Annotated in this window: 22 protein-coding genes; 2 read left to right on the forward strand and 20 right to left on the reverse strand. The window is 65.4% G+C overall.

Going from position 1 to position 23,478, the window contains the following annotated elements; translation table 11 throughout:
* Nucleotides 1-101 precede the first annotated feature (101 nt).
* A complete protein-coding gene (locus A7X65_RS37085) occupies nt 102-989 on the forward strand; it encodes a LysR family transcriptional regulator (protein WP_063694358.1) in 888 nt (295 codons plus the stop codon).
* A gap of 261 nt (nt 990-1,250) precedes the next feature.
* Here A7X65_RS37085 and A7X65_RS37090 read toward each other — a convergent pair whose 3' ends face one another.
* The 17 genes from A7X65_RS37090 to A7X65_RS37170 all read right to left on the reverse strand — a co-directional run bounded on the left by A7X65_RS37090 (nt 1,251) and on the right by A7X65_RS37170 (nt 18,402).
* Nucleotides 1,251-2,186 (reverse strand): carbohydrate kinase family protein, encoded by a 936-nt coding sequence (locus tag A7X65_RS37090; protein WP_063694359.1) that lies wholly within the window; start codon nt 2,184-2,186, stop codon nt 1,251-1,253.
* A gap of 5 nt (nt 2,187-2,191) precedes the next feature.
* On the reverse strand, nt 2,192-3,838 hold the full coding sequence (locus A7X65_RS37095; RefSeq protein ID WP_063694360.1) for an FGGY-family carbohydrate kinase: 1,647 nt from the start codon (nt 3,836-3,838) through the stop codon (nt 2,192-2,194).
* Between the two features lie 40 nt (nt 3,839-3,878).
* Nucleotides 3,879-4,652: an SDR family NAD(P)-dependent oxidoreductase gene (locus A7X65_RS37100; protein WP_063694361.1), complete on the reverse strand. Its 774-nt coding sequence runs from the start codon at nt 4,650-4,652 to the stop codon at nt 3,879-3,881.
* A gap of 29 nt (nt 4,653-4,681) precedes the next feature.
* Nucleotides 4,682-5,653, reverse strand: a complete 972-nt coding sequence (locus A7X65_RS37105) for an ABC transporter ATP-binding protein (protein ID WP_063694362.1) — start codon at nt 5,651-5,653, stop codon at nt 4,682-4,684.
* 10 nt (nt 5,654-5,663) lie between these two features.
* A complete protein-coding gene (locus A7X65_RS37110) occupies nt 5,664-6,494 on the reverse strand; it encodes a carbohydrate ABC transporter permease (RefSeq protein ID WP_063694363.1) in 831 nt (276 codons plus the stop codon).
* 1 nt (nt 6,495) lies between these two features.
* Nucleotides 6,496-7,368, reverse strand: coding sequence for a carbohydrate ABC transporter permease (locus A7X65_RS37115; RefSeq protein WP_063694364.1), 873 nt, complete (start codon nt 7,366-7,368; stop codon nt 6,496-6,498).
* Nucleotides 7,369-7,452: 84 nt separating this feature from the next.
* Nucleotides 7,453-8,763 carry an ABC transporter substrate-binding protein gene (locus A7X65_RS37120; protein WP_063694365.1) on the reverse strand — a complete coding sequence of 437 codons (1,311 nt, stop codon included), beginning with the start codon at nt 8,761-8,763 and terminating at the stop codon, nt 7,453-7,455.
* Nucleotides 8,764-9,013: 250 nt separating this feature from the next.
* A complete protein-coding gene (locus A7X65_RS37125; protein ID WP_063694366.1) occupies nt 9,014-9,964 on the reverse strand; it encodes a sugar-binding transcriptional regulator in 951 nt (316 codons plus the stop codon).
* 6 nt (nt 9,965-9,970) lie between these two features.
* Entirely contained in the window at nt 9,971-10,633 is a 663-nt protein-coding gene (locus A7X65_RS37130; protein WP_063694367.1) for an HAD family hydrolase, read from the reverse strand.
* 85 nt (nt 10,634-10,718) lie between these two features.
* A complete protein-coding gene (locus A7X65_RS37135) occupies nt 10,719-12,056 on the reverse strand; it encodes a TAXI family TRAP transporter solute-binding subunit (protein WP_245324047.1) in 1,338 nt (445 codons plus the stop codon).
* 115 nt (nt 12,057-12,171) lie between these two features.
* Nucleotides 12,172-12,684: a hypothetical protein gene (locus tag A7X65_RS43445; protein WP_245324048.1), complete on the reverse strand. Its 513-nt coding sequence runs from the start codon at nt 12,682-12,684 to the stop codon at nt 12,172-12,174.
* Nucleotides 12,685-12,826: 142 nt separating this feature from the next.
* Nucleotides 12,827-14,746 carry a nitric oxide reductase activation protein NorD gene (locus A7X65_RS37145; protein ID WP_063694368.1) on the reverse strand — a complete coding sequence of 640 codons (1,920 nt, stop codon included), beginning with the start codon at nt 14,744-14,746 and terminating at the stop codon, nt 12,827-12,829.
* 10 nt (nt 14,747-14,756) lie between these two features.
* Nucleotides 14,757-15,569, reverse strand: coding sequence for a CbbQ/NirQ/NorQ/GpvN family protein (locus tag A7X65_RS37150; RefSeq protein WP_063694369.1), 813 nt, complete (start codon nt 15,567-15,569; stop codon nt 14,757-14,759).
* A 60-nt stretch (nt 15,570-15,629) separates the two neighbouring features.
* Entirely contained in the window at nt 15,630-16,976 is a 1,347-nt protein-coding gene (locus A7X65_RS37155; protein ID WP_063694370.1) for a cbb3-type cytochrome c oxidase subunit I, read from the reverse strand.
* A 39-nt stretch (nt 16,977-17,015) separates the two neighbouring features.
* Complete coding sequence (locus tag A7X65_RS37160; protein WP_063694371.1) at nt 17,016-17,468, reverse strand: c-type cytochrome; 453 nt, start codon at nt 17,466-17,468, stop codon at nt 17,016-17,018.
* Nucleotides 17,469-17,563: 95 nt separating this feature from the next.
* Nucleotides 17,564-17,824, reverse strand: coding sequence for a cytochrome C oxidase subunit IV family protein (locus tag A7X65_RS37165; protein WP_063694494.1), 261 nt, complete (start codon nt 17,822-17,824; stop codon nt 17,564-17,566).
* Nucleotides 17,825-17,826: 2 nt separating this feature from the next.
* Nucleotides 17,827-18,402 carry a cytochrome c oxidase subunit 3 family protein gene (locus A7X65_RS37170; RefSeq protein WP_063694372.1) on the reverse strand — a complete coding sequence of 192 codons (576 nt, stop codon included), beginning with the start codon at nt 18,400-18,402 and terminating at the stop codon, nt 17,827-17,829.
* 172 nt (nt 18,403-18,574) lie between these two features.
* Between A7X65_RS37170 and A7X65_RS42965 the strand changes: the two genes are divergently transcribed.
* Nucleotides 18,575-18,730 (forward strand): hypothetical protein, encoded by a 156-nt coding sequence (locus A7X65_RS42965; RefSeq protein WP_167358335.1) that lies wholly within the window; start codon nt 18,575-18,577, stop codon nt 18,728-18,730.
* A 25-nt stretch (nt 18,731-18,755) separates the two neighbouring features.
* On the opposite strand, the gene A7X65_RS37175 is transcribed toward A7X65_RS42965, so the two are convergent.
* The 3 genes from A7X65_RS37175 to mmsA form a co-directional block, all read right to left on the reverse strand.
* Entirely contained in the window at nt 18,756-20,012 is a 1,257-nt protein-coding gene (locus A7X65_RS37175) for a sensor histidine kinase (protein ID WP_347336399.1), read from the reverse strand.
* Between the two features lie 604 nt (nt 20,013-20,616).
* Nucleotides 20,617-21,807: a multiple monosaccharide ABC transporter permease gene (gene mmsB, locus A7X65_RS37185; RefSeq protein ID WP_063694375.1), complete on the reverse strand. Its 1,191-nt coding sequence runs from the start codon at nt 21,805-21,807 to the stop codon at nt 20,617-20,619.
* A complete protein-coding gene (mmsA, locus tag A7X65_RS37190) occupies nt 21,804-23,375 on the reverse strand; it encodes a multiple monosaccharide ABC transporter ATP-binding protein (RefSeq protein ID WP_063694376.1) in 1,572 nt (523 codons plus the stop codon). The genes mmsB and mmsA overlap by 4 nt, the downstream gene beginning before the upstream one ends.
* Nucleotides 23,376-23,478 lie beyond the last annotated feature (103 nt).

Raw genomic sequence — 23,478 nt, forward strand, 5'->3', positions numbered from 1 at the left:
GCCCACCACCGTTGGCAGGCATTGACAGCGAGAATGACAGTTTTGTTAACTCGCCGTCCAATACGATTTTTGACGCCAACCCATACGTTTTCGGTATGCCAATGGATCTTCGCCGGCTCCGCTATTTCGTCGCCGTCGCCGAGACGCGCAGCATCGGCAAGGCCGCCGAGCGGCTGCGGATGGCACAGCCCCCGCTCTCGGTGCAGATCCGCAAGCTCGAGGCCGAGATCGGCGCGCCGCTGTTCCGCCGCGGCACCCGCGGCATGGACCTGACCGAGGCGGGCCAGGCGCTGCTGGCACGCGCCAGCGAGGCGCTGGCGCTGGCGGCGGACGGTGCCGAAGCCGCGCGCGCGGTCGCCGCGGGGCGGCGCGGCCGGCTGTCGGTCGGCTACATGTTCGTGCTCGCGAATGCGATGCTGCCGCGGCTCATTCCCGAGCTGCGCCGCTCGGTGCCCGGCGTCGACCTCGAATTCGCCGAGCTCAGCGCCTCGACGCGCGAGGCCCGGGTGCTCGATCGCAGCGTCACGGTTGCGCTGTGCATGCCGGCCATCAACCATCCCGAGATCCAGGTGGCGCGGATCGGTACGCAGCGCCTGATGCTGGCCATGCCGATCCGCTCGCCGCTCGCCCGCCTGAGCTCCGTGCCAATGGCGAAATTGCACGGCCGTCCGCTGATCGCGCTTCCGCATCCGGACCACGGTCCCGCATCGTCCGCCGTGGTCCCCCTGCTCCGCCGGCACCAGGTGGTGATGCCGATCGCGAGCCGCGTCGAGACGGTGCATTCGGCGATGAGCCTGGTGCTGGCAGGCGAAGGCCTCGCCATCCTGCCGGCCTGCGCGCAGCTCGGCGCGCCGCGCGGCATCGTGTTCAGGCCGCTGCGCGAAGCCACCGACTCCCTCGACATCGCGGTGTGCTGGCGGCGGGATTCCCACAGCCCGCTGATCGGCACCTTCCTCAAATGCGCAGAGAAGGCCGTCGCGCGGATGTGAGTAGTGACCTTCCCCTCTCCCCTTGCGGGAGAGGGTGGATCGTCGCGAAGCGGCGAGACGGGTGAGGGGTTCTCTCCACGAACTCGGAACGTAGGGTGGGCAAAGGCGCACTTGCGCCGTGCCCACCACGCTATCGCGTTTACGACAAAGGTGGTGGGCACGCTTCGCTTTGCCCACCCTACGATACTGTCGTCGCGGAGAGAAACCCCTCATCCGGCGCTTCGCGCCACCTTCTCCCACAAGGGAGAAGGGAAGTGCGGCCTACAGGCTCCACTCGACCTCGTGGCTCCACGGCGGATCGGCGCCCGGACGGGTGCAGGTCAGGCCGGCACAATTGGCGGCAAAGGTCAGCGTGCGGCGAAGCTCGTCAGCGCTGATCTGCTTGAGCCCCTCGCGCACAAGGCATCCCTGCTTGTGCAGGGCGAACAGCAGCGCGGCCTGAAAACTGTCGCCGGCGCCGATGGTGTCGGCGACCACCACCTGCGGCGCGGCAACCTCGATCTGCCCTGCGGCCGCGTGCCAGGCGATCGCGCCGTTGTTGCCGCGGGTGATGACGACGAGGCTTGTGCCCTGCCCCAGCAATGCGCTCGCGCGCCGCTGATAAGGCTCCTCGCCATAGAGATAGGCGAAGTCGACGTCGGACATCTTGATGAGATCGGCCTGTTTCGCGAACTCGGCCATGCGCGCGAGATAGGCCGGCTTGTCCTTCACCAGGTTGGGCCTGCAGTTCGGATCGAAGGAGATCGTGGACGATGACCGCGCGTCCGCGATCAGGGCCTTTGTCTCGGCCGCGCCCTGGTCGTTGACCAGCGTGGTCGAGCCGACATGGACGGCCTCGACGTCGGCGAAGGGAATCGTCCCGCGCCGATACGTCCAGCTCCGCGTCGCGGTCTCGGCATCGTAGAAGGCATAGTGCGAGTCGCCGGCGACGATGCGGACGAAGGCGAGCGTGGTCTGGTGCTCGCTGCGGGTGGCGAGATCGAGCGCGACATACGAGTCGCTCGCGTGGTCTGCGATCATCCGCCCGAACAGGTCGGTCGAGATGCCGCCCACAAAACCGGTCGGCGCACCCAGCCGCGCCATGCCGATCGCGACATTCAGGCATGAGCCGCCGACCGCGGGCATCACCGCCTCGCGCCCTTCCGCGCTTTTCGTCGGCACGAAATCGATCAGCGCATCGCCGCAGGATAACAGCATTCTTCTCAACCTCTGGCGACATCGCGCATCGCGGCACGGCTGCCGCGATCGACCTCGCGCAGCAGCTTGTAGACGTCCCGCTTGCGCTTGTGAAACCCGGCCATCTCTGGCGCGGTCGGTTCGCTCTTGCGGCCCAGCGCCGACATCTTTGCCATGGTCTCGCCGATCGACGCATAAGCGCCACCGGCCACCGCCCCGAGCATGGCCGCGCCGAGCAGCACAGGTTCCTTCGTCTGCGGCAGCGCGACGGTGAGACCGGTGGTGTCGGCCATGATCTGCCGCACCAGCGGACTGCGGCTGGCGCCGCCGCCCATGATCATGAGGCTGGCGTGCACGCCATGCGCGGCAAAGGCCTCGATCACCTCGGCGAGGCCATAGGCGAGACCGCAGAGGCCGGCGACGAACAGCCGCTCCATCGAGGCGATGTCGGTGTCGAGATCGAGACCGGCGATCACGGCGCGGGTGTCGGGATCGGCATAGGGCGAGCGGTTGCCGATGAATTCGGGCAGCACATGAACGTCACGCGCGAGCAGCGCGGCGCGGCTGGCATCGCCGGCGCGCGCGATGATGCGGCGTTCGAGGAACTCGATGAGGTCGACGCCTTCGCTTCGCGCCGCCGCGCTCGCATCCGTGTGGCCGGGATGTGACTTGAGCAGATGATCGATCGCGGCGCCGGCGGCGGACTGTCCGCCTTCGTTGAGCCAGAACTCCGGCACCATGCCGGAATAATAAGGCCCCCACACGCCCGGCACGAAGCACGGCTCCCTTGTCGTCGCCATGATGCAGGCCGACGTTCCCATGATGTAGGCGAGACGGTCGCTGACATCGCTCGCGCCGCCCGCCCCGTCGCGCCCGCCGATCGCACCGATGCCGCCGGCATGCGCGTCGATCAGGGATGCGCCGACCGGGGTGCCACGCGTCAGGCCGAGCTCGGCTGCGGCGGCGCCGGTGAGGCCCGCGCCAAGCCGCGTGCCGGGCGCGACGATATCGGTGCCGATACGGGCATATTTCTCGCTGACGAAGTCGGACAGGCCGATGCGCTTGAAGAACGGCGCACTCCAGCCGCCGCCATCATGGGCGAGATAGTTCCACTTGCAAGTGACGGTGCAGGTCGAGCGTTGCAGCGAACCGGTCGCGCGCCAGGTCAGATAGTCCGCGAGATCGAAGAAGTGACCTGCGGCGTCGAAACTGGCGCGCAGATGCCGCTTCAGCCACAGCAGCTTCGGCATCTCCATCTCCGGCGAGATCGAGCCGCCGACATAGCGCAGCACGGCATCCTCGGTCTCGTTGATCAACCGCGCTTCGGCCGTGGCGCGATGGTCCATCCAGACGATGACGTTGCGCTGGGCGTCGCCGGAGGCGCTGACGGTGAGCGGCTCGCCTTGCGGATCAAGCACCACGAGGGAACAGGTCGCGTCGAAACCGATGCCGCCGATGCTGCCCGGCGCAATCGCCGCTTCCGCCATCGCTGCGCGCACCGATCTGGCGCAGGCTTCCCAGATGTCCTGCGAGGACTGTTCGACGATGTCGCCGGGCTCGTGCCAGATCCGGATCGGATGCCGCGCGGTCGCGAGCAGCGTTCCGGCCTCGTCAAACACCCCTGCCCGCGTGCTCGTGGTCCCCACGTCGACGCCGATATTCGCTCGCGGCATGGTCACTCCCGGTCGCTTTCCGCCAGTTTTGGCGACAAGCCTACCAGCAAGTGTAGCCGCCATCCACCAGCACGATGCTGCCGGTCATCAGGCTCGCGGCTTCCGAGGAGAGGAACAGAACGACCGAGGCGATCTCCTCGACCTGCCCCATCCGCGCCATCGGGGTTCCACCGATCCAGGCGTCGTACATCTTCGGATTGCTCTTCACGAAGGCGTTGAGCGGCGTCTCGATATAGGTCGGCGCCACCGCATTGACGCGGATGCCGCGCGCGCCCCATTCAGCAGCCAGCGACTTGGTCAGATGGTGCACGGCGGCCTTGGAAGCATTGTAGAAACATTGCTCCTGCGGCTTGTTGACGATGAAGCCGGACATCGAGCCGACATTGACGATGGCGCCGCTCCTGGCCTTCAGCATGTGCTTGCCGAATTCGCGGCAGCACCAGAACGTGCCGTTGAGATTGACGTCGATGACGTTGAGCCAGTGCTCGTCGGTGACGGTCTCGGCCGGCGTCTCGCTGCGGGCAATGCCGGCATTGTTGACCAGGATGTCGACCTTGCCGTGGCGGGCGACGAGGTCGCTTGCGACCTCGGCCACGCGTTTGGTGTCGGTGACGTCCATGATCGCGGTCTCGACGTCAAAACCCTTGGCTTTCAACTCGGCCTTCGCGCTGTCGGCGACCTTGCTGTCACGGTCACCGATGATGACCTTGGCGCCGGCTTCGGCCAGCGCCTCGGCGCAGCCCAGGCCGATGCCCTGCCCGCCGCCGGTGATGAACGCGGTCTTGCCGTTCAATCTGAATTTTTCCAGGTACATGGTGTTTATCCGTGTCTTGCCGTTTCTTGTTAGCCTCGAAGGGCGTTGCCGCCGTCGTCGAAGCGGTGAATGCGCTGGGGGTCCGGCACCAGCGAAACGCGGTCGCCGGCATGCAGGCTCAATTCGCCGATGTAGCGCGCCGTCAGCATGCCGAGGGGCCCCGCATCGACATAGAGGAAGGTGTCGCTGCCGAGATGCTCGGCGACCGAGATCGTGCCCTGCCAGCCGCCGGCGCCCTCGCGCTCGATCCTGAGGTGCTCCGGGCGCACCCCGATCGTGGCCGCACCGCGCTGCAAGGCCGACTCGCCGGTCACGAAGAGATTGGCGGGCCGCTCGTAGAGCTCCAGCGGCGAGCCGTATTGCTCGATCTTGCCGCCGTTGAGCACGACGATCTTGTCGGCCATGGTCATGGCCTCGACTTGGTCGTGGGTGACGTAGATCGCGGTGGTGCCGAGCTGCTTCTGCAGCCGCGTCACCTCGATGCGCATCTGCACGCGCAGCGCGGCGTCGAGGTTGGAGAGCGGCTCGTCGAACAGGAATGCCTTGGGCTCGCGGACAATGGCGCGCCCGATCGCGACGCGCTGGCGCTGGCCGCCGGAGAGCTCGCGCGGCTTGCGGTCGAGATAGGGCGTGAGGTTCAGCGTCGCGGCGGCCGCCTCGACCTTGCGGTTGATCTCGTCCTTCGGCAGGCCCGCCATCTTGAGGCCGAAGCCGATATTGCCGCGCACGCTCATATGCGGATAGAGCGCGTAGGACTGGAACACCATCGACAGCCCGCGCTTGGCCGGCGGCGTGTCGACGACGTTCTTGCCGTCGATCAGGATCTTGCCGCCGCTGACGTCCTCGAGCCCCGCGATCAGCCGCAGCAGCGTGGTCTTGCCGCAGCCGGAGGGTCCGACGAACACCACGAAGGAGCCGTCGGCGATGTCGAGATCAGCGCCCTTGATGATGTGCACCGGGCCGAAGGATTTCTGCACGTCCTGAAGTGTGATCTGACCCATGGCAGCCCCTCTACTTCACCGCGCCAAAGGTGAGCCCGCGCACGAGCTGCTTCTGGCTGAACCAACCGAGGACGAGAATGGGCGCGATCGCCAGCGTCGAGGCCGCCGACAGTTTTGCCCAGAACAGCCCTTCCGGGCTCGAGTAGGAGGCGATGAACGTGGTGAGCGGCGCGGCGTTCGACGTCGACAGGTTGAGCGTCCAGAACGCCTCGTTCCAGGCCAGGATCAGGTTGAGCAGCAGCGTGGACGCGAGGCCCGGGATCGCCATCGGCGTCAGCACATAGACCAGCTCGCGACCGATGGTGGCACCGTCCATGCGCGCGGCCTCCAGGATGTCGCGCGGGATCTCCTTGAAGTACGTAAAGAGCATCCAGATCACGATCGGCAGATTGCCGAGGCAGAGGATGAAGACGAGACCGATGCGCGAATCGAGCAGGCCGACGGTCTTGTAGATCAGGTAGATCGGCACCAGCACGCCGACCGGCGGCATCATCTTGGTCGAGAGCATCCAGAGCAGGATGTCCTTGGTGCGCTTGGTCGGCGAGAACGCCATCGACCACGCCGCGGGGATCGCGATCAACAGCGCAATGAGGGTCGAGCCGCCGGCGATGATGACGGAGTTCATCGCGTGGTGGAAATAGTCGCTGCGCTCCTGCACGGTGACGTAGTTCTCGAGGGTCCAGTGGAAGAACAGGAAGGACGGCGGGATGGCGAAGGCCTCGAGCTCGGTCTTGAAGCTCGCCAGCACCATCCACAGGATCGGGAAGAAGATCAGGAAGCCGAACAGCCAGGCCCCGATCGTCGAGATGACCACGCGCTGCCTCGTCGCCATGCGTGCCATGTCAGGCCTCCAGATTGCGGCCGACGATGCGGACGAGGAAGAAGGCGACGATGTTGGCGATCACCACCGCGACGAGGCCGCCGGCCGAGGCGCTACCGACGTCGAACTGGATCAGCGCCTGCGAATAGATCAGGAAGGCGATGTTGGTGGTCTGCAGGCCCGGTCCGCCGCCGGTGGTGACGAAGATCTCCGCGAACACGGTCAGCAGGAAGATGGTCTCGATCAGGATCACCACGGTGATGGGCCGCGCCAGATGCGGCAGCGTGATGTAGATGAAGGTCGAGACGGCGCTGGCGCCGTCCATTTCGGCGGCCTCCTTCTGCTCCTCGTCGAGCGATTGCAGCGCTGTCAGCAGGATCAGCGTCGCGAACGGCAGCCATTGCCAGGCGACGATCAGGATCACCGAGAACAGGGGCACGTCGTTGAACCAGTCGACCGGCGTCAGCCCGACCAGTTTCGCCAGCCACGCGAACAGGCCGGAGACCGGATGCATCAACAGGTTCTTCCAGACCAGAGCGCTCACCGTCGGCATCACGAAGAATGGCGCGATTACCATCAGCCGCACGAAATTGCGCCCGATTACGGGCTGATCGAGCAGCAGCGCCAGGGGAATGCCGAGCAGGATGGTCAGCGCCAGCACGGAGCCGACCAGCACCAGCGTATTCTGGAGCGAGGCGAGGAAGGCCGGGTCTGTGAGGAAGTAGCGGAAGTTCTCCAGGCCGACGAATTCTTCGGAGCCGGGATCGAGCAGGCTATAGTGCAGCGTCGAGAAATAGATCGTCAGCGCCAGCGGAACGATCATCCAGATGAAGAGTAGCCCGACGGCCGGGGTCAGGAGCGACCGCGCAAGAAGCTGCGTCTGCCGGGTTGCCATCCTTGGCTCTCCGCTCGGAGGAAGAAGGGCGGCCATCCAGCAAGGATGGATGGCCGCAAGTTTGAGCTCAGGGAGAGCTCGGGTTTACTTGATGTAGCCGGCGCGCTTCATCTCGCGCTCGGTCGCGGTTTGCGCGGCGGCGAGCGCTGCGTCGACGGAGGTCGATCCCGCGAGTGCGGCCGAGAACTGCTGGCCCACTTGCGTACCGATGCCCTGGAATTCAGGAATGGCGGCGTATTGCACGCCGACATAGGGCACGGGCTTCACCGTCGGCTTGTTCGGATCGGCCGCGTCGATCGAGGCCAGCGTCAGCTTGGCGAAGGGCGCGACCTTGAGATACTCATCGTTCTGATAGAGCGATGTCCGCGTGCCCGGCGGCACGTTGGCCCAGCCGTCCTTCGATGCCACCAGCTTGGTGTAGTCCTTGCTCGTCGCCCAGGCGATGAACTTCTCGGCGGCTTCGGTCTTCTTGGAGCCGGCGGGGATCGCGAGGTTCCAGGCCCACAGCCAGTTGGCGTTCTTGCCGAGCCCGGTGTTGGGCGCGAGCGCAAAGCCGACCTTGTCGGCGACCTTGGAGTCCTTCGGGTTGGTGACGAAGGACGCCGCGACCGTGGCGTCGATCCACATCGCGCATTTGCCGGCGTTGAACAGCGCCAGATTCTCGTTAAAGCCGTTCGAGCTGGCGCCCGGAGGGCCGGCCTCCTTCATCAGGTTCACGTAGGTGGTGAGCGTCGTCTTCCATTCCGGCGTGTTGAACTGCGGCTCCCACTTCTCGTCGAACCAGCGCGCGCCGTAGGAATTGGCCATCGCCGAGAGGAAGGCCATGTTCTCGCCCCACCCGGCCTTGCCGCGCAGGCAGATGCCGTAGGTACCGGCGTTCTTGTCGGTGAGCTTCCTGGCGGCATCGATGACGAAATCCCAGGTCGGTTTTTCCGGCATCTTCAGGCCGGCCTTCTCGAACAGATCGGTGCGATACATCACCATCGAGCTCTCGCCGTAGAACGGTGCGGCATAGAGCTTGCCGTCGGTCGAGACCGCGTCCCTGATCTTCGGCAAGAGGTCGGCGACGTCGTAGTCCGCCCCGAGATTGGCGAGCGGCACCAGCCAGCCCTTCTTGGCCCAGATCGGAACCTCATAGGTGCCGATGGTGAGCACGTCGAACTGGCCGCCCTTGGTGGCGATGTCAGTGGTGACGCGCTGACGCAGCACGTTCTCCTCCAGCGTCACCCATTTCACAGTGATATCGGGGTTCTTCTTGGTGAATTCGCTCGTGAGCCCCTGCATGCGGATCATGTCGCCATTGTTGACGGTGGCGATCGTCAGGGTGGTTTCGGCCATCGCGGGGACGGCCAGCAGAACAGACGCGCCGCAGACGGCGCCGAGGACATGTTTCACGGTGGACCTCCCTTGGACTCGCGCTTTTGAGCATATGCCCACGCGTTGGGCGTATGTTCAACGGAGGGACGACCGTTGTCAAGCAGGCGCGCTGGCGTTTGCGCAACTTATGAGTGCTGCGGTGCGGGAGGTGGGCTGATTGGACACACGAGGTCGTCATGGCCGGGCTTGTCCCGGGCATCCACGAGAGTGTCACGAGCGGTGCCAAGAATGTGGATGGCCGGGACAAGCCCGGCCATGACGACGTCGACTACCGCTCCAGAATCGCCCTTGCGGTCGCTTCGTCCGTGATCAGCCCGTTGATCAGCCCGCCATTCAACGCCGCCGCGATGGCCGGCACCTTGGCGGCCCCGACGGCGGCGCCGATCGTGGTGGTCTTCGCCGGCACTTCCGGCGGGATGCTGGTGAGGCGCTTGTTGGTGCCGGCCTTGAGCAGGCGGCCTTTCGCGTCATATGCCCAGCCGGTGATCTCGCCGATCGCACCCTGCCGCATCATCTCGAACAATTCGTCGCGGGTGACGAAGCCGTCGATATGGACCTGTGCCTTCTGGTCCATCTGGCCGATGCCGACGAGGCGCAGATCGGCCCTGGCCGCGACCGCCTTCACCTTGGCGATCGGCTCGATGCGCACCATCTTGTTGCGCTCGTCTTCCGACGACATCAGGAACGGCAGCGGCATCGGATAGTGCCGGGCGCCGGTGCGGTCGGCGAGCCGGCCGACGGTGTCGTAGAAGCTCGCCGAGCCGTCGGCGGAGATGTTGCCGACCAGCGAGACGATCTGGTGGTTGGGGCGGTCGATCGGCGTGACGCGCTCCACCGCGGCGCGCACCGCCCTCCCCGTGCCGAGCGCCACGATGACGGGCGTCTCCGAGCGCAGCGTGGAATCGAGCAGGTTGGCGCAGCGCTCGGCAATGCCTGCGGTCGCTTGCGGCGAAGCAGGATCGGCCGGCACCACCTCGCAATGGACGAGGTCGAACCGCTCCTTCAGGCGCGCCGCCAGCTCCATGCAGGCGGCGATGGGATGCTCGAGCCGGAAGGTGATGAGCCGCTCGGCGAGGCACAGCGAAACCAGCCGCTGCGCCGAGGCGCGCGAGACCTGGAGCATCTTGGCGATCTCGTCCTGGGTGTGGCCGGCAATGAAATAGAGCCAGCCGGCACGCGCGGCGTCGTCGAGTCTCGACTTGTCGTTCTCGGCGGCCATGCGGGCCTACGCCTCCCAGAAATCGCTCATGCGCGCGAAGACCCGATCGGCTCCGGCGGCGGACAATATAGCGCGGCCGTCGCGGGTGCTGTAATGGCCGCCGCCGACAAATCCCCAGACGGTCATGCCGGCCGCCTTGCCCGCCTGCACGCCGCTGACGCTGTCCTCGATCACCAGCGTGCGCGCGGGATCTGCGCCCATCTTGTCGGCCGCGTAGAGAAACAGATCGGGTGCCGGCTTGCCGTGGCTGACCATCTGCGCGGTGTAGATGCGATCGCCGAAATGGGCCCGAAGGCCGGTGACGTCGAGCGAGAGCGACACCCGGTCGATGTCGCTGGACGAGGCCACGCAGGACGGCACGGTCAATCCTGAGATCACGGCCCCCGCCCCGGAGATCGGCTCGAGCGAGGCGGCAAAGGTCTTCAAGACGCGCGACTTCAATCGCGGCAGAAAGTCATCCGGCACGACCCGACCCAGATCGCGATAATGCTGCTCGATCGCCCTGGTGCTGCGTCCGAGAAACAGCTCTAGCGCCTGCTCTACGCTGAGCACGAAGCCGAATTCGGCCAGCACCTCGGACAGGCAGCGGCAGCTCAACAGCTCGCTGTCGACCAGCACGCCGTCGCAGTCGAAGATGATCAGATCGGGTTTCGGCCGGCCCTGGTCCATCCGGATATTCGATCATATACCCACGCTATGGGCAATAGCTCAACCCGGACCTTGTCGCCGCGGCTCCCCCTCGAACCCGGCTTCATCACGATTTTGCTTTTTGCGGCGCCTCCGAGCCTGCGGCGGCGAGCGCCGCCCTGCGATCATGAATCAGATTCTCGAGGCGATGAGCAGCAACATTCAGGGTGGCAGCATCCAGGGCCTGTTCATCGTCGTCAGCCCTGGCGCGCTGCGCGCGCAATACGTTGTCGATCTGATCTTCGATCTCCAGCAATTCCGAGGCGCTACCGGCGTGTCTTATCCGTTGCCCCAACGCATAGAGCGTGTCGAGCGCCGGTCTCGTCGGCTTCAGTTCGCCGGATCGGAGAAACCGCCAGGCTGCCGCGACCACCGTGACGAGCGCGCCAAGCGCCATCGGTGCCAGGAAGATGGCGTTGCTCCACTTGTCCAGGAACGAGACCTGACTGCCGTTGTAGAACTCCGCCGCGCCCGCATGAACCGGAAGATAAGCGCCCGCGTCGGTGTCAGGCGCCTTGAACTGCGCCAGGATCGGCAGCTCGGCCAGAAGGTCCCTGCGAGCGGTCGCGAGGGCTTGCGTGAAGCCCGCGATCATATCGTTATCGAGACTCTTCTTGCCGACCAGATAGAAAGCCGTCTGGAGCGTGGTCACGTCATCCTCGGGGACGGGAGGCGATCCGCGCAACGTTCCCTTGGGGATGTCGAAGCTCTCGTAGGCACGCTCCTTTTCCGCGATGGCCCCGGCGCTCTCGATCGGAATCAGGACCGGCGCGGTCTTCGCGTTCTGAGGGAACAGCCCTCGCACCAGCGACAGGTATTTGTCGCTCAAGGGCATCACGAACAGGACGGCGCGTATCTCCTTGGTTTCGAGCGCCCGGCGGACCTGATCGAGCGCGACGCTCTTGAACGCGACGTTGGCGCGGTCAAGGTCATATGTTCGTCTCAACACGTCGACGAGCTTCTGGTTGGTCTCGCCGGCGACCACCCCGACGGTCGTACGCTTCAGGGCGGCCATGTCCGTGATGGCCGAGCCCGGCGGCGCAACGAGCACCGCCACGGCCTGGGCCAGGACCACAATCGCCTGCGCCTGCGAAAGATCGCCGACATCGCCGCGGACGACGGCAAGATCCGCCTTGCCCGAGGAGAACGTCGCCGCGGATTCGATCAGGCCGCTCGTCTCCACCACTTTGAGCCGCACCGGTGCGTTGTTGACGACAAGCCTGCTCGCCAGCGCCGATACGATTTTTGGAGCGTCGCCGTCGAACGAGCCGACCGCAATCGATAGCGTCACCGGCCGCACGTACCAGCGATACGCGATCAGGCCTGCAGCAGTGGCTAGGGTAGCCAAGCCGACGATGACCACGATGCGCAGCCAGATTGGTAGCTTGATTGTCTCCTTGCCCAATCTCGGCACGCCCCATGTTGGCGGTCAGCGTTAACCAGCGGAACGGCCAGGCGCCGTCTTGCGGTACAAGCAGGGGCGAGCTCTGGAGCCGCCCCTGCTTGTCGAAGGAACCGCTCTACTGACAGACGTGCATCAGGCCGTCGTCACCTTTGACCATGCTGCCGGGATCACAGACAATCCCGTTGCGAGCCTTGTAGTCACTCCAACCGTTGTAGCCGTACCCGGGGCCACGGCCGTAATAGGCGCGTTGCGCGTAGAACGGGCCGGTTTCGACGGGGCTGCCATAATAGGCGTTGGCGGCCAAAGCGCCGCTACCGACGTAAGGCCTGTTCCCATAATAGCCCCATCCGGGTGAAGTGGCGGCGACAGCTGCCGCCGTGCCGACAACCGCAGCACCGGCGAGACCGGCACCGACGGCTCCCGCACCGTACCCATACGCGGCCCGGCGATTTTGCCGGCGCGCAACACCCGCAACGCTGACGGGAGTGAGCGGGCGACCGACGCGTGCCTGCGCGCTTTCGGTCGAGAGCGACACGCCGCCTTGTTCGGACCAGCCGACGGACAGCAGTGTCGCGCATGCGAAGGTCGCGGTTGCTATTGCAGCTTTTCTCACGCTCATCTGGCTCATGGATTGGCTCCACAGTTTACTGCCCGAGGGAAACGATGCGCCCTCGTCATCTGCGTGCCTTGCGCTACATCAATGTTTCATGAGGCGAGCCTTCGCACCTCTGCAGGGCCAGAAGGGCTGACGCATCAGTTGCGGCTGTCCCTCAATGCGCCACTTGCCGGTAGATCGCCGGCAGTGCCGCGGGCAACCGCTTGATGTTGCTGACGATCGCGTAGCCGCTGTGCCCGAACAGCGTCGGGAAATAGGATTGCGCCGCCGCGTCCACCGTCACGCCGAAGACCGCGATACCGCTCCGGCGCGCTTCCTGCACGGCTTTCCTGGTGTCTTCGACCGCGAAGCGCCCCTCATAATGATCGACGTCGTTCGGCTTGCCGTCCGTCAGGACGAGCAGCAGCTTCTTGCGCTGCGGTTGTCGCGCAAGCTCGGCCGAGGCGTGGCGGACCGCCGCGCCGATCCGTGTGTAATAGCCGGGCTTGAGCGCGCCGATGCGCCGCTCGACCATGCCGCTCATTGGCTCGCCGAACGCCTTGACGGTTTCGATCCGTACCCAGGAGCGTCGGCGCGAGGTGAAGGTCAGGATGCTGTGGTGGTCGCCGCAGGCCGACAGCCCATGCGCGAGCACGAGCAGCGCTTCCTTCTCGACGTCGAGCACGCGACAGCCATCGACCCAGGCGTCCGTCGAGAGCGAGACGTCGACGAGCAGCGTGACGGCGAGATCATGCCCCTGCGGGCGCATCGCCATGTGGACGCGATCAAGTCCTGCCCCGTTGCCGCCGGCACGGAGATCGCACCGCGCGCGCACCAGCGCATCGAGGTCGAGATCATGCCCGTCGGCCTGGGCCCGCAGCAATTCATGGCGCGGCCGCAACACCTCGAAGCGGCGGCGCACCTGGCGGATGTGACGGCGCATGGCGTCGTCAGGCGTCCAGCTCTCGCCGAGTTCGGAGGCCGCGCCCGCGAGCACGCGGCAATGATCCGGCAGATAGGCGCTGCTGCGATAGTCCCATTCGGGATAGGTCAGGTCCGCATTCAGCCGCGAAGCATCGAGCGCCTCCGGCGGCAGGTCGAGATCGAACTTGAACCGGCTCGCGGGCTTGCCGCTGCGTCGGCTGAGCGTGATCTCCTCGAGATCGTCGGCGGCTTTCTGCGCTTCCTCGTCGTCGCTGTCGTCGGCGGGGCGATCGACATTGACCATTTCGGCCATCGCCAGGATCTTCTCGAACCGGTTGAGCACGAACGGATCGCGGCGATTGGCGCCGTCCTCGCGTTCGCGGACGGCGAAGCGCTTGCGATTGTCACCGCTCGCAGGCTCCGCACCACCAGCGCATTCATCCTCGCTGGCATGCGCGGGCGACAGCTCGCGCGACCAGCATTCGCCCCAGAGCGGGCACGGCAGGATCGGACGATAGCCGGGCGGCGCCTTGTCCGGCAGCGGTCCCGTGCCCATCATGGCCGGCCACAGCTTTCCTGCGGGTGCAGGTCCGGCGCCGAGCAAGGCGAGAGCGATCTGCTCGACCTCCTGCTCGATCCGCGGCAACGGCCGCCGCGGCCTGGCCTCGGCTGTCGCCGCGGCAAGCTTTGCGTAGTCCGAGACGAGGCCGGGAAACTGCGTCAGCACGAAGACCGCCGTCTCGGCGGCGCGGCGCAGCACGAGCAGGTCGCGCCGGAGCGGATCGATCTCGCCGATCGCCTCGACCGGCGCAACCGCAAACCACGCCGCGAGCCAGCGATAGAGCGATGCATTGAGCGCGCGGTCGGGAAACAGCGCGATGCGATCGGGCAGGAAGATGGTTGCGGCATCGCGGCCCGGCTGCTCGAGGCGCTCATCGCCGAGGCCGATGCGCTGCCGCCAGCCGAGCCGGTGTCCGGATCTGCGGGCGCCGGCGCTCGCGATCTGCACACCGCTCTCGCCGCCGAGGGCGCGGAACATCACAGCAAGCCGGCCCTTCACCTCCGCAAGCGTCACCGAATGATCGTCGTGAGCGGGATAGCTCGCGGTGCCGCCGACCATCCTGTGCCAGGCACGTCCGACCGTCTCCTCCAGTTCGAGGAAATCGAGCATGGGAGCCGCCTCACCCGATCACGGCGCGCGCGACGTCGAGCAGCGCGGCCTTGACGTCGGCATCATCGGTCAACGGCTCGATCATGCCGGCGAGCACGGCATCGGCAGTCGGCATGCCGGCGGCGATCAGGGTCGCACAATAGACGACGAGCCGGGTCGAGACGCCCTCCTCCAGATCGTGGCCCTTGAGCGCGCGCAGCCGGCCGGCCAGCCCGACCAGCGGCCGCACGCGCTCGGCCGACAGTCCGCTTTCGGCGGACACGACGGCGATCTCCTGCTCGGGGGGCAAGAAGCCGAACTCGATGGCAACGAAGCGCTGCCGCGTCGAGGGCTTGAGCGCCTTGAGCAGCGTCTGGTAGCCGGGATTGTAGGAGACCACGAGCATGAAGCTCTCGGGCGCCGCGAGCTCCTCCCCGGTGCGCTCCAGCGGCAGGATGCGGCGATCGTCGGTGAGCGGATGCAGCACCACGGTGACGTCCTTGCGCGCTTCCACGACCTCGTCGAGATAGCAGATGCCGCCCTCGCGCACCGCGCGCGTCAGCGGGCCGTCGGTCCACACGGTGTCGCCGCCCCTGAGCAGATAGCGGCCGGTGAGATCGGCGGCGGTGAGATCGTCGTGGCAGGCCACGGTATGCAGCGGCAGGCCGAGCCGCGCCGCCATATGCGCGACGAAGCGCGTCTTGCCGCAGCCGGTCGGCCCCTTCAGCAGGACGGGAAGCTGATGCCGCCAGGCGTGCTCGAACAGCGCGCATTCGTTGCCGCTTGCGACATAGGGCGGCAGCGCGGGCGCCGGTGCCGTGACGGCGTGAAGGGCAGCTTTCATGATCTCTCTCCGAATTCACATTGGCGGGGCGGCCGCGACGGTCGCGGCCGCCCCTCTTTCCTACTCAGCCGGTTGCAGCGCGGCGGGAATGGTCGCCTGCTTCTCGCGGCCGGGCACCAGCACGGCCCAGACGAACATCAGCGCGGAGATCGCGACGAACACGCCGGAACCGAGCCTGATCCAGTAGAAGAAGGCGAGCTGGTCCTGCACGTCCATGTAGCTCTGGCCGAGGATGCGCTGGAGATGGACCTGGATCACGCCGGCGAAGGTCAGCGCGAAGGTCATCGTCATCATGGCCGTGCACATGATCCAGAAGCTGGCCATGCTGAGCCATTGATTGTACGGCGCGCGTGCCTTGAGCTGCGGGATCGCATAGGCCATCACCGACAGGTTCAGCATCACATAGGCGCCGAAGAAGGCGAGATGGCCGTGCGCGGCGGTGACCTGGGTGCCGTGGGTGTAGTAGTTCACCGACGACAGCGTGTGCAGGAAGCCCCAGACGCCGGCGCCCAGGAACGCCATCACCGAGCAGCCGACCGACCACAATAGCGCGGCGCGGTTCGGATGCTTGCGGCCGGCCTTCCAGGTCATCTGCACCGTGAAGATCACCATGGTGAAGAAGGGTGCGACCTCGAGCGTGGAGAACAGCGAGCCGATCCACTGCCAGTAGCCGGGGGCGCCGATCCAGTAGAAGTGGTGGCCGGTGCCGAGGATGCCGGAGAACAGCGCAAGGCCGATGATGACGTAGAGCCACTTCTCCACGACCTCGCGATCAATGCCGTTGAGCTTGATCATGAGATAGGCGAGCACGGAGGCCATGATCAGCTCCCAGACGCCCTCGACCCAGAGATGGACGACGTACCACCAGTACATCTTGTCGACCGCGAGGTTCGCCGGGTTGTAGAAGGCAAACAGGAAGAAGATCGCAACGCCCCACAGGCCGAACAGCAGGATGTTGGTGACCGTGGTCTTGCGGCCCTTCAGCGCCGTCATGGTGACGTTGAACAGAAACATCAGGCAGACGACGACGATGCCGACCTTGATGATGAAGGGCTGTTCGAGGAACTCGCGGCCCTCGTGATAGTGGAAGAGATACCCGACCACGGCGACGCCGGCGGCGCCGAAGAACATCCAGAACTGGATCTTCGCGAGCAGCGGGCTGTACAGCTCGGTCTCGGTCTCCTCAGGCAGCAAATAGTAGGTTGCGCCCATGAAGCCGATCAGCGACCACACGATCAGCGCGTTGGTGTGGATCATCCTGACGATGTTGAACGGCAGCAGCACCGACAGCGTGTTGGGCAGGACGTAGATGGTTCCGGCGAGCAGGCCGAACACGACCTGGGCCAAGAACAAGGTCAGCGCGCCGTAAAAATACAGCATCGCGACTTTCTGGGTTTGGTATTTCATCTCGGGTTCTCTCTGGCTTGAAAGAAGGATTGGCTGCGCTCAGCCGGCCTGGTTCGGCGGCCAGCTCTGGCGCTTGATCGTCGAGGTCCATTGCAGGAAGTCGGCGAGATCGTTGAGCTCCTGGTCGGTCAGGTTGAACTGCGGCATCTGCCGCCGGCCCGGCGCGCCCGAGGGCTGCGCCTGCATCCAGGCCTTCAGCGTCTCGCGCGCACCGGCCGGATCCTCCTTGCCGCCCCAGCGATCCCAGACGTTGCCGACTTCGGGGGCGAAATAAGCGCCCTCGCCGAGCAGCGTGTGGCAGTTGATGCAGGAGTTCTTCTCCCAGACATGCTTGCCGCGGGCGACCGACGACGTCAGCGTGGTCGCGTCGGTCGAGCTCGTGGCCATGTAGTAATGGCTGTGCGCCGTCAGCCCTATGAAGATGGCGAAGAAAAAGGCCGAGCCGCCGTAGAAGACATTTCGAGCGGCCGACTTGGTCAGGCGTTCAGCCATTGCCAATCCTTTCCGGTTGGTTGTCTAGAGAATGCGATGCTGCGATTTATTGCCGCTTCGCCCGTCGGGTTCTTTGTCAGGGCGCAATGAGCACATCAGATCAGGGCGGCGACGGCCGATGCGAGCCAGGCAAACAGCAGCAGGATGACGATCCAGGCGCTGACGAGGCCGCGCCAGAGCGCGGGCACGGCGCGCAGATCCATGAAATCGAGCGCGATCCGGCGGCCCTTGATCACGGCGAGCGCCAGCAGCACGGCGTTGCCGAGCAATGGCCGCGGCATCAGCGGCGGAAGCAGGATGGTCGCGAGCGCAAGACCGATCAGCGCGATCCAGGTGACGTCGAGGCGATCCGGCATCGTCATCGCACCAGATAGAGAATCGGGAACATGGCGATCCAGACCAGATCGACCATGTGCCAGAAGGCGGCGCCCGTCTCGACGCCGGATACCTCAGCGCGGCGGCAGACCACGGCGAGAATGACGATGCCGAGGCCGACATGCAGCAGGTGGAAGCCGGTCAGCAGGAAGTACAGGGTGAAGAACGGGCTGGTTTCGAGCCCGACGCCGCGACCGATCTCTTCGGCATATTCCGCGAGCTTGATCGCGATGAAGAAGCCGCCGAGCGCCATGGCGATGAGGAGCCAGCGGCGCGTCGTTCGCGGTTCACGCGCCCGCGCGGCTTTGGTGGCCCGCGCCGCAGCCCAGCCGCTGGTCACCAGCACGAGCGTGTTGAGGCCCGCGAGGGTCGAATTGAGGGTGGCCTGCCCCGCCGCGAACATCGCGGGATGGATGGCGCGAGCGACCACAAACGTGCCGAGGAACAAGCCGAAGGCGACAAGCTCGCTGAAGATCAGCACCCAGATCATGGGATCGCCGGGGAGATCTTCCAGGATTCCCCAGCCGGTTCCCTGTTGTTCGCAATCGGCTGCCGACATCGTCTTTCCGGATCGGGACACCGGTCAGACTTAGCTGACCCGTCCAGTTCGGAATTTGTCGCAGGACAAACTGGGGACCGAGGGCGGACATCTTTGCGCCGACGCAACGTCCGGCCCGCCCGAGCGCGCTACGGACAGGGTCAAAGGTTCCCACGGAGCAGCGGGCAATGACATGAGCGATGCACAGATCGGGCTGATGACCGCGACACCCATCATCATCGCCTTTGCGATCGCGCTCCGGCGCATGGGCGTATTGTCGACGGTTGCGACCGTGTCGGCGGTAAGCCTCTCCATCGCGATCGCGACGGTGCTGTTCACGACGCAGTAGCCGCGCACTGAGGCAGGGGCCGCGCTCAGCTGTTGCGGGATCGCCGATCGGGCGCCGTCCTTGGCAGGACGAGCTGAAACCTGGTGCCCGCGCCGGCTTCGCTCTCGAGCCGGAGCTGTCCGCCCAACCGATCGACGACGATGCTGTGGACGATATGCAAGCCGAGACCGCTTGCGCCGTCATGCCGGCGCGTGGTGAAGAAGGGGTCGAAGGCCTGCCGCTCCACGTTGGGTGCCATGCCGCAGCCATCGTCGGAAAAGAGCAATTCCACCGAGTGATGATCGATGGCACGGAGCGAGACATTGATAGTCCCGGTCTTGCCGCCGGAGAACGCATGCGTCATCGCGTTGACGGCAAGATTGCTGAGCACCTGGCCGAAAGGACCGGGATAGCTGTCCATGACCAGATCGGGATCGCAGCTGAAACTCAGCGTGATCTCGTGCGTTCGCAGCTGACGCTCGAACTGCGAGAGAACCTGACCAGTCAGCTCGCCCGCATCGAAGCTACGCCGGTATGACTCGGTCTGATCGGCCGCGACCTGCTTGAAAGACTGAACGCGCTCGGCAGCGCGACCGAGATTGTCGACCAGCTGCGCCGACGCATCGCTGACCAATTCCAGAAAGCCAGTCAATGTCGAGCGCTTGAGATTGCCCCGCGCGACCTCCGCCGCGAACTGCTCCGCCTTGCGCTGCAGCGTCGAGGCAACAGTCAGGCTGCTGCCGAGCGGCGTGTTGATCTCGTGCGCGACACCGGCAACCATGCGCCCGAGCGCGGCCAGCTTTTCAGCCTCAATCAGAACGTCCTGGATATCGCGCAAATGTCGAAGCGCGGTCTCGGCGGCATCCCTCGCGCTGCGGACCTCCCGCTCGGCGCGCTTGCGTTCGGTGACCTCCTCCGCGGCCACATTGACCGCGACGATTTCGCCGCCCGGCATGCGCAGCGGATGCCAATAGGTGACCCAGGAGCGCTCCTCGAGCTGATCGGCCCGCTGTCCCGCCACCTCGATGCCGATCACGGGATCACCCGTCGCGACGATCGAGCGCACGATCTGCTCGACGGAGTCGGCCAACGCAGGCACGCAGTCCCTGACCGTATGCCCAAGATGCCCCTCGACGGATATGCCGCAGATTTCGGTCAGGCGCTGGTTGATGAGCAGGTATCGGCAGTCCAGCGACAGACAGGCAAGCCCGATCGGGGCGGTATCGTAGATCAATTGCAACGCCGGCAATGTCGAGACCAGCGTCACCTCCGAAGCCGGCGATGACCGCACTGCACTCGTCACTCAAGTTCCCCATTGTCCCTTGCGCCAATCGCATGACATTCGCAGGGGTCTGACCGACCGTTGATCTAGATCAACGGGACAAGCAATGCCCTTCGTTGTGAACCTCAGTCGCTCCTGCGCCTCACAGCTATCGCGCGGTGCCGCCGCCATCCGTCGGCTTGCGAACCCCGCGCCGCCTTCATTGCGTTCTTGAAGCCGAGGGAACGCCGCCTGTTGGCGGGATCGCCCCGTCTAAAACAGAACAAAGGCGCCGATCAGCAAACCCGCCGCAAAGGAGCAGAGACCCAGGGTGGAGACAGAAACGATGCGCACGAGAATGCGAAGCCGCGCCTCGTACTCATCGTCTGTCATGTCTTGGATTTGAGCCGCCACTGGCACTGCCCTGCCCGTGCTCTGTTCAGCCCCCCAATTGTACCCCAAATCATGGTCAAGGCGTGGCATTTACCTCGGTCGCGATGCCGTGATCGCAATTGAGGAAAACTGTAGCGGCCTCAAGTGTGGCCAAAGCGGACTGGTCCGCGTGCCCGCCAGCCTATGCCAGCCTATGCGAGGATGCCGCGACATGGTGGGCGCGGCGCGTTGCGCCTATGCCCACCCTATGCGACTACCGCCGCTGGTTATACACGTCGATGCACACGGCACCCAGCAGCACCAGGCCCTTGATGACCTGCTGATAGTCGATGCCGATGCCGAGGATGGACATGCCGTTGTTCATCACGCCCATGATCATGGCACCGACCACGGCGCCGCCGACGCGCCCGACGCCGCCATAGGCCGAGGCGCCGCCGATGAAGCAGGCGGCGATGACGTCGAGCTCGAAGCCGAGACCGGCCTTGGGCGTCGCGGTATTGAGCCTTGCGGCGAACACGAGGCCGGCGAGCGCGGCGAGCACGCCCATGTTGACGAAGGTGAGGAAGGTCAGCCGCTCGGTCTTGATGCCCGACAGGCTGGCCGCCTTGGCGTTGCCGCCGACCGCATAGATCTGCCGGCCGATCACGGTGCGGCGGGTGACGAAGCCGTAGAGCGCGATCAGCGCGGTCATGATCACCAGCACGTTGGGCAGGCCGCGATGCGAGGCGATCAGATAGGTGAAATAAAGCACGGCGCAGGCCAGCAGAATGCTCTTGCCGAGGAAGAATGCGTAAGGCTCGACCTCGATGCCGTGCGACTGCTCGCGCGACCGCCCCTTGGCGCCGGCATAAACGAGGCCGAGCGCGAGCACGGCGCCGATCAGCATCGACGTCGGATGCAGCGTGCCGGCCTCGGGCAGCAGCTCCGGAATGAAGCCCGACGACAGCTTCTGGAAGGTCGGCGGGAACGGCCCGAGCGACTGGCCCTGCAGCACCGCGAGCGCCAGCCCCTTGAACACCAGCATGCCCGCCAGCGTCACGATGAAGGACGGGATCTTGAAATAAGCCACCCAATAGCCCTGCGCGGCGCCGATGGCCGCGCCGACCGCGAGGCAGATGATGAAGGCGAGCGTGTAGTCGACTTTGTAGGTCACCATGAGCAGCGCGGCGACCGCGCCGACGAACCCTGCGACCGAGCCGACCGAGAGGTCGATATGGCCGGTGACGATCACCAGCAGCATCCCCAGCGCCATGATGACGATGTAGCTGTTCTGCAGCACCAGATTGGTGAGGTTGAGCGGCTGCAGCAGCGTGCCGCCGGTCATGACCTGGAAGAACAGCATGATCGCGACCAGCGACATCAGCATGCCGTAGTTGCGCAAATTGTTCTTGATGAAGTTGCCGTGCCGGCGCTCTTCGGGCAGCGATACCGTCTTGTCGGTCATGGCTGCGTTCCTCCCATCTCCGCGGCCTCAGGCACGCCGTTGCTACGTTCGTTGCGCATGATGGCGCGCATGATCTTTTCCTGTGTCGCCTCTGCGCCCCTGAACTCGCCGACGAAGGCGCCCTCGTTCATGACGCAGATGCGGTCGCAGATGCCGAGCAGCTCGGGCATCTCCGAGGAGATCACCACGACGCCCCGGCCCGCCTCGGCCAGCTCGTTGATGATACAGTAAATCTCGTATTTGGCACCGACGTCGATGCCCCGGGTCGGCTCGTCCAGGATCAGGACCTTGGGGTCCGTCATCAGCCATTTCGACAGCACCACCTTCTGCTGGTTGCCGCCGGAGAGCTGGCCGGTCTCCTGGTAGACGTCGGAGCAGCGGATGCGCATGCGGTTCCGGTAGTCGCTGGCGACCTTCAGCTCGGCGATGTCGTCGATTACCCTGTTAGGTGCGACCTGGTCGAGGCTGGCGAGCGTGATGTTCTTGCGGACGTCGTCGGCGAGGATCAGGCCGAGCTGCTTGCGGTCCTCGGTGACGTAGGCGAGGCCGGCGTCGATCGCCGCGGCCACGCTCGGCAGCGTGATCTGGCGGCCCTCGAGGGCAATGCTGCCGCTGATATTGGTGCCCCAGGAGCGGCCGAACAGGCTCATGGCGAATTCGGTGCGGCCTGCCCCCATCAACCCGGCAATGCCCACGACCTCGCCGCGCCGGACACCGAAATTGACGTTCTTGATCACCTGCCGCTCGGGATGGATGGGGTGATAGACCGACCAGTTCGTGACATCGAGCACAGGTTCGCCGATCTTCACGCTGCGCTCCGGAAAGCGGTGCGCCATATCACGGTTCACCATGCTGCGGATGATGCGGTCTTCCTGGATCGGCTCGGCATGGCAATCGATGCTGTCGACGGTGCGGCCGTCGCGCAGCACGGTGATGTGGTCGGCGACCTTGGCGACCTCGTTGAGCTTGTGCGAGATCAGGATCGAGCCGATGCCCTGCTCGCGGAACGCCATCAGCCGCTCGAGCAGCGCGGCGCTGTCGGCCTCGTTGAGGCTGGCGGTCGGCTCGTCCAGGATCAGCATCCGCACGCGCTTGGACAGCGCCTTGGCGATCTCGACCAGCTGCTGCTTGCCGACGCCCAGATCCGTGATCAGCGTATCCGGGGATTCCTTGAGACCGACCTGCGCCAGGAGCTCGCGCGTGCGCCGGTACACCTCGTCGCGGTCGATCACGCCGAACTTCGACGGCGGATGCGACAGGAAGATGTTTTCCGCGATCGACATCAAGGGGATCAGCGCCAGCTCCTGGTGGATGATAATGATGCCGAGCGCCTCGGAATCGTTGATGTCGCGGAAACGGCGCTCCTCGCCGTCGAAGACGATGGTGCCCTCGTAGCTGCCTGCCGGATAGACACCGCTGAGCACCTTCATCAGCGTCGACTTTCCGGCGCCGTTCTCGCCGACGAGCGCGTGGATCTGCCCGGCCTGAACCGAGAAATTGACGTCGCGCAGCGCCTGCACGCCCGAAAAGCTCTTGCTGACGTTACGCATCTCCAGCATGGCGGTCATGGCATCATACTCCTGAACGTCTCCGCGCCGTCATGGCCGGGCTTGTCCCGGCCATCCACGTGCAGCCGCTTGCGAAGAAGGGCGTGGATGCCCGAGACAAGCC

It is taken from the genome of Bradyrhizobium stylosanthis (assembly GCF_001641335.1).
Lineage (GTDB): Bacteria > Pseudomonadota > Alphaproteobacteria > Rhizobiales > Xanthobacteraceae > Bradyrhizobium > Bradyrhizobium stylosanthis.